The following is a 15,643-nucleotide window of genomic DNA, read 5'->3' on the forward strand; positions in this document are numbered from 1 at the left end:
TGCCCGCCTGATTAAGGATGTGCCTTCAGGAACTCTTCCACATTGGCTTGCGTGGTGACCTTGGCGTCGGTAGGTTGGTCCTTGGGCACGGCCTTGCCTGCGATCAGGCTGGTGGCGGCATCCACCGCCATGCGGCCCATGTTGAAGGTCTGCTGCGTGGCCGTGGCATCCAGCGAGCCGCTTTGCACGGCCTTCAGGCCACCCACATCACCGTCAAAACCGACGACCCAGATCTTTTGCGGCAGCTTAGCCAGCTTGACCGCTTGCGATGCACCCAGGGCAATGCCATCGGCCTGGCCCAGGATGACATTGATGGACGGGTCGCGCTGCAGCATGTCCTGGGCGATCTTGGCACCTTCATCGGCCGACCAGCGCTCGGTCCACTGCTCCTGCTTGACCTTCAGGCCGCATTTGTCCAGGCCCTGCTTGAAGCCCTTGGTGCGGTCCACTTCCGGCGTGGTGCCGCGCTGGCCGTGGATCATCACCACCGTGCCCTTGCCACCGGTCTTGTCGCAGACCATTTCGCCCAGTGCCTTGGTGGCGGCAACCGACTGGCCGTAGATGAAGGTGTCGCCAGGCGCGCCTTCGGCGTTGCGGTCCACGTTGATGACCGGGATGCCCGCAGCGCGCGCGGCCTTCACCGGCACGGTGGCGGCGGTGGCACCGGCGGGAATGTAGATCAACGCATCAATCTTTTGCGTGATCAGATCCTGGATCTGGTTCACCTGGGTGGTGGCGTCGCCCTTGGCGTCCACGGTGATGACCTTGTAACCCTTTTCCTTGCCGTAGGTTTCGACAGACTGCTTGATCATGTTGAAGAACTCTGCCTGCAGATTGGCCACGGCCAGGCCGATCTTCTTTTCTTGCGCAAAAGCGGCGTTGGATGCGACAAGGGATGCGGCCACACCGGCGGCGATGGCGATTTGCTTGAACTTAAACATGTTTGCTCCTAAATGATGTATTTGTAATTGCGGTCGGTTCCATCACGGCGCCACCAGACCATGCGGCGTCGGCTCAAGGGTTGAAAGGTGTATGAATGGCGTTGGGCGGTAGGTCCTCCTCTGTGCGGCGCTAGCCAATGCGGCGTTTGTTGGAATCCACCGCCACCGCCAGGACAATCACCCCGCCGATGACCACTTGCTGCACGAAGGGCGATACGCCCAGCAGGTTCAAGCCGTTGCGCAGCACCCCGATGGTCAGCACGCCCATCAGCGTGCCCCAGATGGTGCCCACACCGCCGGACAAACTGGCGCCGCCAATCACCACGGCCGCAATCGTGTCCAGCTCGTAACCCAGGCCGCCGCTGGGCTGGGACGAATCCAGCCGCGTGGACATCACCGCTCCGGCCAGACCGGCCAGCAGGCCGCATACGGTATAGACCGCCAACGTCACCTTGCGCACCGGAATACCGGCCAGCCGCGCCACCTCGGCGCTGCCGCCAATCGCATACAGGGACCGCCCGGCGGCGCGGTATTTCATGAAGATGGCAGCCGCAATGGTCAACACGATGAACAGCCCCACCGTGATCGACAAAAAGCCGAAGTAGCGGTTGATCGACATGGCCGAGAACCAGTCGGGGTAGCCCACGATCTGCGAGCCGTCGGTCACCATGTTCGCCAGGCCACGGCAGATGGACATGGTGGCCAGCGTGGCGATAAAAGCCGGCAGGCGTGCATGGGTGATCAGCAGGCCCGAGCCCAACCCGCAAATCGCGCCCATGCCCAGCGCCGCCAGGATGGCAATCGGCATGGGTATGCCCACCACGTTCGACAACCAGCCCATCACCATCATCGACAAGGCCAGCACCGAGCCCACCGACAGGTCGATGCCGCCGATCACGATCACCGCCGTCATGCCCAGCGCCATGATGCCCAGCACCGTCAGCTGGTCCAGCACATTCAGCAGGTTACGGAAGGAGAAAAACGTGTCCGTTGCCAGCGACAACGCCACGCACAGCACCAGCAGACTCAGCTCAGGGCCGTGGTCCACCAGCGTGCGCGCCCAATGGACACGGTGCTGCGGTGCGACGGTCGGGCGGGCCTTGTCAGGGCCGGCCGGGTTAGAAAGATCAATAGCCAAGATGCCTCCGGAAGATGGGCGTGAAATTGTGAAAGCCTGGGTTCAGCCGCGCAGCCGTGCACGCGCCACCGCATGCGACCAGTTGCGCCGGTTGGCCACCACCTCGGCCGCGGCCAGGGTGGACGGCACATCGTTTTGCGCGCGGGCCAGGGCCTTCAAGCCCGCCCAGTCCCACACGCCCGCCTGCAGCCCGGCCAGATGCGCCACGCCCAGGGCCGAGAGCTCGGGATCGGCACACTGCACTACCGGACGGGATATATAGCCGGCCAACATGTCCAGCAAACGCGGATTACGCGAAGGGCCGCCGTCCAGATACAGCTTGCGCATGCCGGGCACGCTCTGGTCCATGGCATCGAGCACATCCGCCACCTGGTGCGCAATGGATTCCAACCCGGCCGCCAGCAGTGTGGATTTACCGGCGCTCAGCGTCAGGCCACTGACCAGGCCCACCGCCTGCGTATCCCACCAGGGCGCCCCCAGGCCGTTGAAGCCGGGCACCAGGCAGACGCCCTTGCTGGCACTGCGGCTGGCCAACTCCACCGCATCGTCCAGTGGCATCTCGAACAGGTCCGCCAGCCAGCGCAGCGTGGCGCCAGCGGCGCGGATATTGCCCTCCAGAGCCTGCACCGGGCCCTGGCCTGCATCCCATGCAATGGTGAGGCACATACCAGGGTGGTGCGCCACGCCGCTGGGCGCCAGCGCCATCACCGACGAACCGGTGCCCAGCGTGGCCTTGACCTGCCCGGGCTCAAATCCACCGTGCGCAAACAGGGCCGAATGCGAATCGGCCATGACCGACAACACCGGCACGCCTTCCAGCGCCGGGTGCAGCTTATCCGCCATGGCAAACGCCCCGCGAGACGCATGGACACGCGGTAGCAACTGGCGTGGAATGCCGAACAGCGCCAGCAAATCTGCATCCCAGTCGCCGGTATGCACGTTCAGCAGCTGGGTGCGAGATGCATTGCCCACCTCGGTCACAAAGTCCGCGCCCAGGCGTCCCAACAAATAGGCGTCCACCGTGCCGGCGCACCAGTTGCCCGAGCGGGCCTGCTCGCGCTGCGGGTCAAACTCATCCAGCAGCCAGGCCAGCTTGAGTGCGGAGAACATCGGGTCCAGCGGCAGGCCGGAGCGTTCGCGCACCATTTTTTCGACCGCATCGGTGCTCAAACGGTCGCGCAGTGCCACCGTGCGCTGGTCTTGCCAGCTCAGCAACGGGGTCACGGCCCGGCCATCGCTGCGCTGCCAGATCAGTGCCGACTCGCGCTGCGTGCTGATGCCCACACCGGCCACCTGCACGCCGGGAACGCCGGAAACTTGGGCCAGGCAGGCATGTACCGCCTGCAGCACGCTCTGCCAGATTTCCTCGGCGTCCTGCTCCACCCAGCCGGGTAGCGGCAGGTATTCCGACAAGGGCGCGGTCGCCTTTGCCACCATGCGGCCGGCTGCATCCACCAAGATGCATTTGGTGGCGCTGGTGCCCTGGTCGATCGCCAAAATATGCGCAGCCATATATCAACCTTTATCAGCCTTTGTGTGCAGCCACCAAAGCCCGGGCTTGCGTAGCAATGCCCTCGGCGGTCAGGCCAAAGTGCTGCAACAGGAAGCTGGTGCTGCCCGTGGGCGCAAAGCCCGGCACGCCCATGATGCGCACCGGCACCGGGTGGTTCTGCACCACCAGCTCGGCCACGGCGCCCCCCAGGCCGCCATGCACAATGCCCTCTTCCACCGTCACGATGGCGCCGGTTTCGCGGGCGGCACACAGCACGGCTTCGTTGTCCAGCGGCTTGACCGACGACGCATTGATCACCCGCGCCGTAATGCCTTCACGGCCCAGCTGCTCTGCGGCTTCCAGCGCGCGCGAGACCATGGTACCGATGGCGATCAGGGTCACGTCCTTGCCTTCATGCAAGGTGGCGGATTTGCCCAGCACGAAGTCCTGCCCGTCCGGCATCACCGCCGGTACCTTGTAGCGGCCGATGCGCAGGAAGGCCGGGCCGCCCGAAGCGACGAACCAGCGCAGGGCAGCCCGCGTTTCCGCCGGATCGGCCGGCACGATCACCGGCAGGTCGCCGATGGCACGTATCCAGGCCAAATCTTCGATGGAGTGGTGGGTAGGGCCCAGCTCGCCGTAGGCCATGCCGGGGCTCATGCCGCACAGCGCCACGGGAAAGTTGCTGTACGCCACGTCGGCCTTGATCTGCTCCAGCGCACGGCCGGTCAGGAACGGAGACGCTGCGCATACGAATGGCAGAAAGCCGCCATTGGCCAGGCCTGCGGCCACGCCCACCATGTTCTGCTCGGCAATGCCGACGTTGACCAGTCGGTCCGGAAACTCCTTCTTGAAAGCCCCCAGGTTGCTGGAGCCCACCGAGTCGTTGCACACGGCGACGATACGTTTGTCGGTGCGCGCCAGGGCCGCCAGCTCTTCGGCAAAGGCCACACGGCAATCGAATGTGCCGGCGACGCTGTTGTCTTCTTTACTCATTGATCCAACTCCTGCAAGGCTGCTTCATATTGCGCTGTGCTGGGCACTTTGTGGTGCCATTCCACGCCGTTCTCCATGAAGGAGACGCCCTTGCCCTTGATGGTGTTGGCGATAACGAAACGCGGTTGCCCGGGGTGCGGGGCGGTCAGGGCGGCCAGCAGCTCGGCATGGTTGTGGCCGTCTACCGTCACCACATCCCAGCCAAAGGCACGCCATTTATCGGCCAGCGGCTCCAGCTCGTTGGTGTCGGCCGTGGTTGCGCCCTGCTGCAGGCGGTTGCGGTCCACCACGGCGGTCAGCGAACCCAGACCTCGGTGGGCGGCACACATGGCGGCTTCCCAGTTGCTGCCCTCCTGCAGCTCACCGTCGCCCAAGATGACGTAGGTACGCCAATCCTGCTTGGCAATCTGCGCTGCGCTGGCGCAGCCCACCGCCACCGGCAGGCCGTGGCCCAGCGGGCCGGTATTGGTTTCGACGCCGGGGATTTTTTGCCGGTTTGGATGGCCATTCAACGGCGACAGATTGGCCATGAAATGCTGCAAACGGTCGGGCGAGAAAAAGCCGCAGGCCGCCAGCGTGGAATACAAAGCCGCCGCGCAGTGGCCCTTGCTCAGGATGAAACGGTCGCGCTCGGCCCACTGGGGCAGTGCCGGGGCGATGCGCAGCACGGCCTCGAACAAGGTGGTCAGCACATCGGTCACCGAGAAGTCCCCGCCAATATGGCCCAGGCCGGCGCCATGGATCATGTGCAGCACCTGGCGGCGCGTGGCGCGGCTGGCCTCGGCCAGCAAAAGTGCCTGCTGCGCGGGCGAAGCCGCCGCCGCAAAGCGCGCGCGCCGAGCCTGCCAGGCTTCAAGAGAAGAATGGTCCACGACAAGCGCTTGCGCTGGACCCTGGTTTGACTGTTCTTGCATATTTATTCATGTGTGAATTTATAGTTTTAATTGTAGAAAGGATTTGGAATGCAGGTATCAGGGTTTTCACCCGGAGGCCGGCAGATCATGGCAATCCAGCATCCCAACCAGGCGCATGCGGCACTACAGTGGCAACTCCGCAGACTTGTATTCCCACCCTGAACGCTATGTAATCTGTAGCTGCTAGCGCAGGTACTATCTGCGCTAGCAGCCCATTTGATTCACAACCCGAGAGGTCTCGCAATGGATACGTTCACCCCCCTGGCCAGCATCCTGGCCGTGCTGTTCATCGGCGTAATCAGCCCCGGCCCCAGCTTTGTGCTGGTGGCCCGCACGGCGATTGGCAACTCGCGCGCGGCCGGGGTGGCGTCGGCACTGGGCATGGCGGCTGGGGCCTGTGTGCTGTGCATCGTGGCGCTGCTGGGACTCCATGCGGTGCTGCAGCAGGTGCCGCTGGCTTATTGGGGACTGAAGCTGGCGGGCGGCATTTATCTGCTGTACCTGGCCTACAAGATCTGGCAAGGCGCCAAGACGCCGCTGGTGCTGGCGGATGGCGCGCCACCCAGCGCTGCCGGCTGGCTGCGGCACTTTGTGATTGGCGCCGGCACCATGGTCAGCAACCCCAAGGCAGCGGTGGTCTACGGCGTTATCTTCGCGGCCCTGCTGCCGGCGACGCCCTCCGCAGCGCTGAGCCTGGCGCTGCCGCCCAGCGTGTTCGTGCTGGAAGGCAGCTGGTATGTGCTGGTGGCGCTGGCCCTGTCGTCGGCACGGCCAAGGCAAACCTATCTACAGGCCAAGACGACCATAGACCGGGCCACAGGCGCAGTGCTGGGCCTGCTGGGAATCAAACTGCTGCTGTCATCGCGTTAAAGCCGGTTGCTATTAAATAAATAGCTGCCTGCGCACGATCTATCTGCGGGAGCAGCCTATTTTCTTTGAGAATCGGCTAAGCCAGCGCCGCAGGATTCACGCACCACCAGCGGCATCAACGCGTCGGGCACGATGGTGCGTACCGGGGTTTCATTGCGCAGCAGGGCCACCAGCATGGCCATGGCGTCACGGCCCAGGCCCATGGTGTCGGTACGCACCGTGGTCAGCGGAGGGCTGGCAAACTCAGCCATGGGAATATCGTCGTAGCCCACGACGGCCACGTCCTGCGGTACACGCAGGCCGGCCTCTTTCAGCGCGCGGATGGCGCCAAAGGCAATGGTGTCGTTGCCCGCGAACAGCGCGGTAAACGGTGCATTGCGCGCCAGCAGCTCCTGCGTGGCGCGGTAGCCGCTGGCGGCGCTGATGTCGGCATAGGCCACCCAGGCCGGGTCTATCGCAAAACCGTGATCGGCCATGGCTTCGCGCCAGCCGCGCTCGCGCTCGTTCACCGCCAGGTATTCGGGCTGGGCGAAGTTGACGAAGGCAATGCGGCTGTGGCCCAGGCCGATCAAATGGTTGACCGCCATCTTGGACGACAAAGAGGTGTCGTTGCCGGTGGTGTGGAAGCGGTCCATATCGGGCAGGCCCGCGCCAAACACCACCATGGGAATGCCGGCCTCCAGCACGCGGTCCAGGTACTCGCGCCCCGGCATGCTGGGGTTGACCACGATCAGGCCGTCGATGCGGCGGCTGCGCACCAGGTCCACAAAGGCACCGGGCTCACGCCCCTCGTCGTCGCTGGACTCGATCAGCATCTTCAAGCCGTAGCGGTGGCATTCCTGGTTGATGCTGGCCACCAGCTGCGCCAAAAACACGTCCACATACAGATGCGCGGCCTTGGGGATGACCAGGGCCACGGTGCCGGTGGTGCCGCCGGCCAGGGTGCGCGCGGCGGCATTCGGCTCGTAGCCGATGTCGCGGGCGGCGGCCAGCACTTTTTCGCGCGTGGCTTCGCTGATGCCCTGGTCGCGCACATTGTTCAGCACGAAGGACACGGTGGTGCGTGAGACGCCAGCTCGGCGTGCAACCTCGCTGCTGGTGGGGGGGGATTTCAAGGATCTGGACATGTCGCCCTATCGTATCCGAAACCCTCGATTTCGCGTTTTCCCTAGTACTAACGCGTGTTAATTAAACTACTATCCGTTTACTAACTCGCGTTAGCATAAGCGTCAGATACACAGGAGACACGATGCAAGCCACCTCACCGCATGCGCTCAGCCCCACCCGGCGCACCGAGACGCTGACAGCCTGGGCACTGGTGCTACCCGCCTTCATCGGCTTCGCCCTGTTCTATGCCTGGCCCACGCTGCGTGCCATTGGTATCAGCTTCACCGACTGGAACATGCTGCGCGCGCCCAAGTTCATCGGGCTGGACAACTACGCCCGCATGCTGGACGACGGTAAGTTTTGGCAAGGCATGAAGCTGTCGGCCATCTACGTGGTGTTGAACATTCCGCTGCAGGTGGTGCTGGGCCTGTTTCTGGCGGTGTCCATGGACCGGCTGACCAAGTCGCTGTTCGTCAAGTCCATCGTGCTGCTGCCCTATCTGCTGTCCAACGTGCTGGTGGCGCTGATGTGGTTCTGGATGCTGGACCCGCTGCTGGGCGTGGTGGATGCGCTGATCATGCAGATTGGCTTTGAGCGCCAGCCGTTTTTTGGCGGGCCGGACCAGGCCCTGTTCACGGTGGCGGCGGTGAACATCTGGCGCCATATGGGCCTGGTGTCCATGCTGTTCCTGGCCGGACTGCAGAACATTCCGCGCAACCTGTATGAAGCCGCAGCGCTAGAGGGCGCCAGCGAGTGGCAGATGTTCTGGCGCATCACGCTGCCGCTGCTGCGCCCGGTGATGGTGTTCGTGCTGGTGACCAGCGTGACCGGCTCGTTCCAGATCTTCGACACCATCGCCGTGACCACCGCCGGCGGCCCGCTGGACTCCACCCGGGTCATCGTCTACTACATCGTGCAGAACGCCTTCAGCTTCTACAAGATGGGCTACGCCTCGGCCATGTCGATGACGCTGGCCGCCGTCATGCTGCTCTACACCGTGGTGCAGATGCGCGTCATGCGGGCTTCGCAAAACGACCTCGCTTGAAAGGCCGACTCGATGAACTCCCCCACCTCTTCCGCCCACCAACCAGGCATCGCCTGGGGCCGCATCGCCGCCTGGGCCATGCTGATCCTGATGCTGGTCATCACGCTAATGCCGCTGTGGATGGCCGTCAAGACGGCCTTGATGCACCCCGCCGACCTGTACACCGAATCCACCCAGCTGCTGCCCAACAAGCCCACGCTGGCCAACTTCAAGCGCGTGCTGGGCATGATGACGCAGGAAGAAAGCCAGGCCCTGGGCGGCTCGGGCGCCGAGATCAACCTCGCCCGCTCGCTGGGCAACTCGCTGCTGTTCACCGGCATCATCGTGGTGATGCAGGTGACGTTTGCCGCCATGGCCGCCTATGCATTTGCGCGGCTGCGCTTCCCGGGGCGCAATGTGGTGTTTGGCATGTTCGTCGGCTCGATGATGGTGCCCGGCGTGGTCACCATGATCCCCAACTTCATCCTGATCAAGGACCTGGGCCTGCTCAACACCATGGCCGGCATGGTGGCGCCGTTCTGCCTGATGCAGGGCTTCTCGATCTTCTTCCTGCGCCAGTTCTTCCTGTCGATACCGCGGGATCTGGAAGAGGCCGCGCTGCTCGACGGCGCCACCCCGCTCTACATCTTCACCCGCGTGGTGCTGCCGCTGAGCATCACGCCGCTGGCCACCATTGCCATGCTGACCGGCATCAATATGTGGAACGAATTCTTCTGGCCCTTCCTGGTGGCCAAGGAAGAAGCGCTGCAAGTGCTGCCGGTCGCCTTGCAGTCCTTCAAGTCGCAAACCCCGCAAGGCCAGCCCGACTGGACCGGCCTGATGGCCGCCACCGCCATCACCGTACTGCCAACGATTGTGCTGCTCGTCACCCTGGGCCGCCAGGTGGTCGAGTCGGTGCAGTTCAGCGGTGGCAAATGATTTCCCGCAACCAAAACCAACCCTAACGGAGACAACCGATGAACTTCAAACTTTCCACCCTGGCCACTGCGACTACTCTCGCCGCTCTGGCCGCAGGCACAGCCGGTGCCGCCGAAGTCAAATACATGCTGTGGGACGCCAACCAGCTACCCGCCTACAAGCAGTGCGCTGCCGACTTCACCAAGGCCAACCCCGGCACCACCATCAAGATCACCCAGTCCGGCTGGGACGACTACTGGAGCGCGATCTCCACCGGCATGGTCTCGGGCACCGCGCCCGACGTGTTCACCGACCACCTGGCCAAATACCCCGAATTCGCCAAGAACGACCAGCTGGTGGACCTGACCCCGCTGATCCAGCGTGACAAGGTAGACCCCGCCAGCTACTCCGCCGGCCTGTACGACATCTGGGGCCGCAACGGCAAACAGCTGGGCCTGCCCAAAGACTGGGACACGATTGGCTTCATCGTCAACATGGACATGGCCAAGAAGGCCGGCGTCACGCTGGCCGACCTGCAGAACATGAGCTGGAACCCCAAGGACGGTGGCAGCTTTGAACAAGTGGTGCGCAAGCTCACGCTGGACGCAGCGGGCAACAACGCCACCTCGCCCAAGTTCGACAAGAAAACCGTCACCACCTACGGCTACCAGACACCCGGCACCACGAGCATGATGGGCCAGACCGAATGGAGCCACTTCGCCGTGTCCAACGGCTTCAAGTTCCAGGACAAGCCCTGGGACCCCAAGTTCTACTACGACGACCCCAAGCTGGCAGAAACCATGACCTACCTGGCGGGTCTGCCAGCCAAGGGCGTGTCGGCCAGCTTTGAGAACACCAAGTCCCTGGGCTCGGACGCGATGTTCGTCGCCAAGAAGGTCGCCATCGTGCCCCAGGGCTCCTGGATGATTACCTACTTCAAGGACAACGCCAAGTTCGACTACGCCTGGGTACCGCTGCCCACCGGCCCCATAGGCAGCCGCGCCACCATGTTCAACGGCCTGGCCGACTCCATCTGGGCCGGCAGCAAGGTCAAGGAAGAAGCCTGGAAGTGGGTCAAGTACCTGGGCTCGGCCAGCTGCCAGAGCGTGGTCGCCGGCTACGGCGTGGTGTTCCCAGCCGTGAAGGGCGAGGCCGAGCACGCAATCGCGGCACAGAAGGCCAAGGGCGTGGATTCATCCGCCTTCATCACCATGTCCAAGTCCAAGACCTTCCTGGCGCCGATTGCCGACAACGGCAATGAGGTCAACGAAATCATGAAGTCCGCACTGGAGGCGGTGATGGCCGGCAAGTCCGATGCCAGCAGCGCACTCAAGGCCGCCAACACCAAAGTCAACCAACTGCTGAAGAACTAAAGGACCGTCCATGGCACGCAATCTCAAAATCACCCTCATCGGTGCCGGCAGCATCGTCTTCACCCGCAATCTGCTAGGCGACATCCTCTCCTACCCGGAGCTGGCGGGCTGCGAGATTGCGCTGCACGACATCGACGAGCACCGCCTGCAGCTGGCCGAAGGCGTGGCCCGCCGCGTGGCCGCCGCCCTGGGCGTGGTGCCCACCATCAGCGCCAGCACCGACCGGCGCCGCGCGCTGGCCGGTGCCAGCTTCATCATCAGCACCATCCAGGTCGGCGGCTACAAGCCGGCTACCGTGACCGACTTCGAGATCCCGAAGAAGTTTGGCCTGGAGCAGACGATTGGCGACACCCTGGGCATAGGCGGCATCATGCGCGGCTTGCGTACCATCCCCGTGCAACTGGCCATGCTGAAAGACATGGAGGACGTGTGCGCCCCCGGCGCCGTGCACCTGAACTACGTGAACCCCATGGCGATGATCACCTGGGCGCTGAATGCGGCCAGCACCCGCATCCCCACCGTGGGCCTGTGCCACAGCGTGCAACACACCGCCGAAGAGCTAGCCCGCGACCTGAACATCCCGGCAGAAGAAATCCGCTACCAGTGCGCGGGCATCAACCACATGTCGTTCTACCTGCGCTTCGAACACCAGGGCGAAGACCTGTACCCGCGCCTGCGCCAGATCCACGCCGAAGGCCGCGAACCCGCATGGAACCGCGTGCGCTACGAAATGCTGCACCAGTTGGGCCACTTCCCCACCGAGTCGAGCGAGCACTTTGCCGAGTACGTGCCCTGGTTCATCAAGAAGGACCGCGCCGAGCTGCTGGCCAAGTTCAACATCCCGCTGGACGAATACCCCGGCCGCTGCGAAATCTTTGAGCACGCCTGGCCCTATATCGAACGCGAACTGGCCACGCCCGGCTCGCAAAGCCCGCAGGCCCTGCTGGCCCAACTGCAGGCGGCCAACATCCATGTCATGCCGCGCTCGGTGAACGACGCAGCCCAGTTGCTGGAAGGCCTGAACACCGTCACCCGCTCGGTGGAATACGGCAGCTCCATCATCCACTCCATGGTGACCGACACACCCTGCGTCATCAACGGCAATGTGATCAACAACAACCTGATCGACAACCTGCCCCAAGGCTGCGCCGTCGAAGTGCCCTGCCTGGTGGACGCCAATGGCGTGCAGCCCACCCGCATCGGCAAGCTGCCCGTACAGCTGGGCGCGCTGATGCGCACCAACGTGAATGTGCAAGAGCTGGTGGTCGCCAGCGTGCTGGAGCAAAACCGCGAGCACGTCTACCACGCAGCCATGCTGGACCCGCACACCGCCGCCGTGCTCGACCTGTCGCAAATCCGCGCCATGGTGGATGAGCTGCTGGTCGCGCACCGCAGCTTCCTGCCTGAATACCTGCACGCCTGAAGAGAACCCGCACCATGGCCAGCATCGAACTCCAAGCCGTCAACAAAAACTATCTGAACGATGTGGCGGTCATCCGCAATGTCGATCTGCATGTCAAACAGGGCGAATTCTGCGTCTTCGTCGGCCCCTCGGGCTGCGGCAAATCCACCCTGCTGCGCATGCTGGCCGGGCTGGAAGACATCACCAGCGGCAGCCTGCTGATCGACGGCCAACGCATGAACGACACGCCCCCGGCCAAGCGCGGCGTGGCCATGGTGTTCCAGAGCTACGCACTATTCCCCCACCTCACGGTGTATGAAAACCTGGCCTTTGGCATGACCCTGGCCCGCATGGACAAAAAGCTGGTTCGCACCAAGGTGACGGAAGCCGCCAAGGTGCTACAACTGGACCACCTGCTGGACCGCAAGCCCAAGGCCTTGTCCGGTGGCCAGCGCCAGCGCGTGGCGATTGGCCGCGCCATCGTGCGCGAACCCGGCGTGTTTCTGTTCGACGAACCCCTGTCCAATCTGGACGCCGCGCTGCGCGTGCAGACCCGCTTTGAGATCGCCAAGATCCACCGCGACTTCGGCCGCGCCGCTACCGTCTACGTAACCCACGACCAGGTCGAAGCCATGACCCTGGCCGACCGCATCCTGCTGCTCAACGCCGGCCCGGCCGTGCTATCTGAGGGCAGCGTGGCCCAGTGCGGCAGCCCGCTGGAGCTGTACCACCGCCCGCGCAATATGTTCGTGGCCGGCTTCATCGGTTCACCCAAGATGAACTTCCTGCCCGGCGAGCTGGTCAGCGGCAGCGCGGCCCTGGCCACCGTGCGCCTGCAGACCGGCGAAACCGTGGACGCGATGGTGGACGCCAGCGCGCTCAAACCCGGCCAGCCGGTGGTCGTGGGCATACGCCCCGAGCATGCCCAGCTGGGCACCGCCACCCAGCACGTGGTGCGCCAGGTGCAGTGGCAGGAGCGCCTGGGCGAATCCACCTACCTGTTCCTGGACAACGGCTCCATCAACGCGCCGGTGGTCGTCAAAGCCCCCGGCCAAGCCCATGCCGACGCCGGCCAGCGCGTAGCCGTATCCCTGCCCGCCGCCGCGCTGCATGTGTTCGACGGAACGGGTCATGCGCTGGAGCGGCGCATCCCCATCGCCGACATGCAGATTCCCCACGCGGCCTGAAGGACTACAGAACCACCCAGCCCTCCACCACCGTTCGGGCTGAGCCTGTCGAAGCCCTTCGACAAGCTCAGGGCGAACGGGACATTTACCGCCACGCATCCCTTCACCCCCATGACCGATTTCCTCACCCTGCACAGCCGCAACAGCACGCTGCTCCTCGAATGCCCCACCAACGAGGCCCCCCTGTGGCGTTACTGGGGCCCGCGCCTGCCGGACGGCAGCACGCCAGGCACGGCGCTGCGCAGCACCCGGCCCCTGCCCTCCTTCATGCTGGACTTTGACCAACCGCTGACCCTGGTGCCCACCTTCGGCGTGGGCTGGTTCGGCCAAAGCGCGCTGCTGGCCCACCGCGCCGGCCAGGACTTCGCCCAGGCCATTACCCGCTGCGAGGTGGAATGGACTACGCCCGGCTGCGCCGCCGCGCTGCACCTGTTCGACGACGTGGCCCACTTCCGCATGGACGTTGCCCTGGCGCTGGACCCGGCCAGCGATGTACTGACCGTGCACACCACCCTGACCAACCTGGGCGACACAGCGCTGGACGTGCAATGGCTGGCCGCCGGCACCCTGCCCCTGCCCGGCCACGCCAATGCCGTGCGCTCCTACGCCGGCCAGCACAACCATGAATTCCTGCTGCAGACCGACGCGCTCAGCCGCAGCCTGTGGCGCAAGGAAAACCGCCGCGGCCGCACCTCGCACGACTGCTTCCCCGGCGCCGTGGTCACCACGCCCGGCAGCACCGACCATGACGGCCTGGTGTTCGGCGCCCACCTGGCCTGGTCGGGCAACCACCAGCAAACCATCGAGTGGCTGCACGACGGCCAGTACCAATGGCAAATGGGCGAATGGCTGGCACCTGGCGAAGGCCTGCTGCCCCCGGGCCAGAGCCTGCGCACGCCCGACATGGTGGCCAGCTGCTCCACCCAAGGCCTGAACGGCCTGGCCGCCAACTTCCACGCCGCCCTGCGCGCGCGCATGGCCTGGCCCGGCGGCGCAATGCGGCCGCGCCCGGTGCACCTGAACACCTGGGAGGCCTTCTACTTCGACCTGGTGCCCACCGACGTGATGGCCCTGGCCGATGCCGCCGCCAGTGTGGGCGTGGAGCGCTTTGTGCTGGACGACGGCTGGTTCCACCGCCGCCACCACGACCGCGCAGGCCTGGGCGACTGGTGGCCCGACCAGGACAAGTTCCCCCAGGGCCTGGGCCCGCTGGTACAGCACGTCAACAGCCTGGGCATGGAGTTCGGCCTGTGGGTCGAGCCCGAAATGGTCAACCCCGACAGCGATCTGCACCGCCAGCACCCCGACTGGGCGCTGCAGATCGCCGGCCGCCCACTGATCACCTCGCGCAACCAGCTAGTGCTGGACATCTCCCGCCCAGAGGTGGGTGACTACCTGTTTGGCAAGATAGCCACCCTGCTGGCCGCCCACCCCATCCGCTACCTCAAGTGGGACCTGAACCGCGACCTGACCACCGCCGCCCTGGCCGGTGGCCTGGGCAGCCCCGGCTACCGCGCCCAGGTGCTGGCCGTCTACGCCCTGCTGGCGCGGTTGCGCAGCGCCCACCCCGAGGTGGAGATCGAAAGCTGCTCAGGTGGTGGCGGCCGCATAGACTTTGGCGTGCTGCAACACACCCACCGCGTGTGGGCCAGCGACTGCATAGACGCCATGTCGCGGGTGCAGATCCAGCAAGGCTTTGGCCAGTTCTTCCCGCCGGAAATCCTGGGCTCGCACATCGGCACCGCACCTGCCCACACCACCGGCCGCAGCCAGTCCCTGGCCTTCCGCGCAGCGGTGGCCATGACCGGCCACCTGGGCGTGGAGCTGGATGTGCGGCATCTAGATGAATCGACCCGCAGCGCACTCAGCACCTGGATAGCGCGCTATAAAAATTGGAGGCACCAGCTGCACCATGGTCGCGTCTGGCGCGGTGAAGGCGCCGACAGCCTGGTCTGGCAAGCGCATGGCGATAGCGACGACCTGCTGCTCTTCGTCTACCGCTGCCAGCCCACCAGCCACCGCTACACGCCGCCGCTGCGCCTGCCCATGCTGGACCCGCAGGCCCGCTACCAGGTGGAGCAGCTGGTAGCCATCGCGGCAGACGGCGCCGTCCAGTCCCCCGCGCCCTTCTTCGACCAGCTACAGGCCGGCGGCGTGGAACTGCACGGCGCCTGGCTGGCCCAGGCCGGCCTGCCCATGCCGCGCACCACGGCGGAGACCTGCTTTATCGTGCGGCTGCGGCGGGTAGGCTGAGCGCATATTTCTATCCAAACAGGCTTCT

General features: G+C 64.8%; 13 protein-coding genes. 7 read left to right on the top strand and 6 right to left on the bottom strand.

Translation table 11 applies throughout. The features are described 5' to 3' along the window. Window positions 1–11: 11 nt before the first annotated feature. The 5 genes from AC07O2_RS05600 to AC07O2_RS05620 all read right to left on the bottom strand — a co-directional run bounded on the left by AC07O2_RS05600 (window position 12) and on the right by AC07O2_RS05620 (window position 5,439). Entirely contained in the window at window positions 12–941 is a 930-nt protein-coding gene (locus tag AC07O2_RS05600) for a sugar ABC transporter substrate-binding protein (RefSeq protein ID WP_116604708.1), read from the bottom strand. A gap of 130 nt (window positions 942–1,071) precedes the next feature. Further along, entirely contained in the window at window positions 1,072–2,079 is a 1,008-nt protein-coding gene (locus AC07O2_RS05605) for an ABC transporter permease (RefSeq protein ID WP_315232518.1), read from the bottom strand. 42 nt (window positions 2,080–2,121) lie between these two features. After that, window positions 2,122–3,591 (bottom strand): FGGY-family carbohydrate kinase, encoded by a 1,470-nt coding sequence (locus AC07O2_RS05610; RefSeq protein WP_495074761.1) that lies wholly within the window; start codon window positions 3,589–3,591, stop codon window positions 2,122–2,124. 13 nt (window positions 3,592–3,604) lie between these two features. After that, the gene (locus AC07O2_RS05615; RefSeq protein ID WP_495074762.1) at window positions 3,605–4,567 is read right to left on the bottom strand and encodes a transketolase family protein; all 963 of its coding nucleotides are present in this window, start codon (window positions 4,565–4,567) and stop codon (window positions 3,605–3,607) included. Next, window positions 4,564–5,439, bottom strand: a complete 876-nt coding sequence (locus tag AC07O2_RS05620) for a transketolase (protein ID WP_495074763.1) — start codon at window positions 5,437–5,439, stop codon at window positions 4,564–4,566. Before AC07O2_RS05620 ends, AC07O2_RS05615 begins: the two co-directional genes overlap by 4 nt. Before the next feature lie 285 nt (window positions 5,440–5,724). On the opposite strand from AC07O2_RS05620, the gene AC07O2_RS05625 reads away from it, so the two are divergent. Next, the gene (locus tag AC07O2_RS05625; RefSeq protein ID WP_495074764.1) at window positions 5,725–6,351 is read left to right on the top strand and encodes a LysE family translocator; all 627 of its coding nucleotides are present in this window, start codon (window positions 5,725–5,727) and stop codon (window positions 6,349–6,351) included. Between the two features lie 56 nt (window positions 6,352–6,407). Here the strand turns inward: AC07O2_RS05625 and AC07O2_RS05630 are convergent, their stop codons facing one another. Next, window positions 6,408–7,478: a LacI family DNA-binding transcriptional regulator gene (locus tag AC07O2_RS05630; RefSeq protein ID WP_495074765.1), complete on the bottom strand. Its 1,071-nt coding sequence runs from the start codon at window positions 7,476–7,478 to the stop codon at window positions 6,408–6,410. Between the two features lie 122 nt (window positions 7,479–7,600). Between AC07O2_RS05630 and AC07O2_RS05635 the strand changes: the two genes are divergently transcribed. From AC07O2_RS05635 to AC07O2_RS05660, 6 genes are all read left to right on the top strand, one after another. Next, window positions 7,601–8,503, top strand: coding sequence for a carbohydrate ABC transporter permease (locus AC07O2_RS05635; RefSeq protein WP_495074766.1), 903 nt, complete (start codon window positions 7,601–7,603; stop codon window positions 8,501–8,503). Between the two features lie 12 nt (window positions 8,504–8,515). Continuing rightward, a complete protein-coding gene (locus tag AC07O2_RS05640) occupies window positions 8,516–9,421 on the top strand; it encodes a carbohydrate ABC transporter permease (protein WP_495074767.1) in 906 nt (301 codons plus the stop codon). Between the two features lie 38 nt (window positions 9,422–9,459). After that, the gene (locus tag AC07O2_RS05645; RefSeq protein WP_495074768.1) at window positions 9,460–10,773 is read left to right on the top strand and encodes an ABC transporter substrate-binding protein; all 1,314 of its coding nucleotides are present in this window, start codon (window positions 9,460–9,462) and stop codon (window positions 10,771–10,773) included. Window positions 10,774–10,783: 10 nt separating this feature from the next. Next, window positions 10,784–12,196, top strand: a complete 1,413-nt coding sequence (locus AC07O2_RS05650; RefSeq protein WP_495074769.1) for an alpha-glucosidase/alpha-galactosidase — start codon at window positions 10,784–10,786, stop codon at window positions 12,194–12,196. A gap of 14 nt (window positions 12,197–12,210) precedes the next feature. Next, window positions 12,211–13,362 (top strand): ABC transporter ATP-binding protein, encoded by a 1,152-nt coding sequence (locus AC07O2_RS05655; RefSeq protein WP_495074770.1) that lies wholly within the window; start codon window positions 12,211–12,213, stop codon window positions 13,360–13,362. A gap of 111 nt (window positions 13,363–13,473) precedes the next feature. Beyond that, window positions 13,474–15,615: an alpha-galactosidase gene (locus tag AC07O2_RS05660; RefSeq protein WP_495074771.1), complete on the top strand. Its 2,142-nt coding sequence runs from the start codon at window positions 13,474–13,476 to the stop codon at window positions 15,613–15,615. Window positions 15,616–15,643: the final 28 nt, after the last annotated feature.

The organism is Rhodoferax sp. GW821-FHT10B06 (assembly GCF_059415605.1).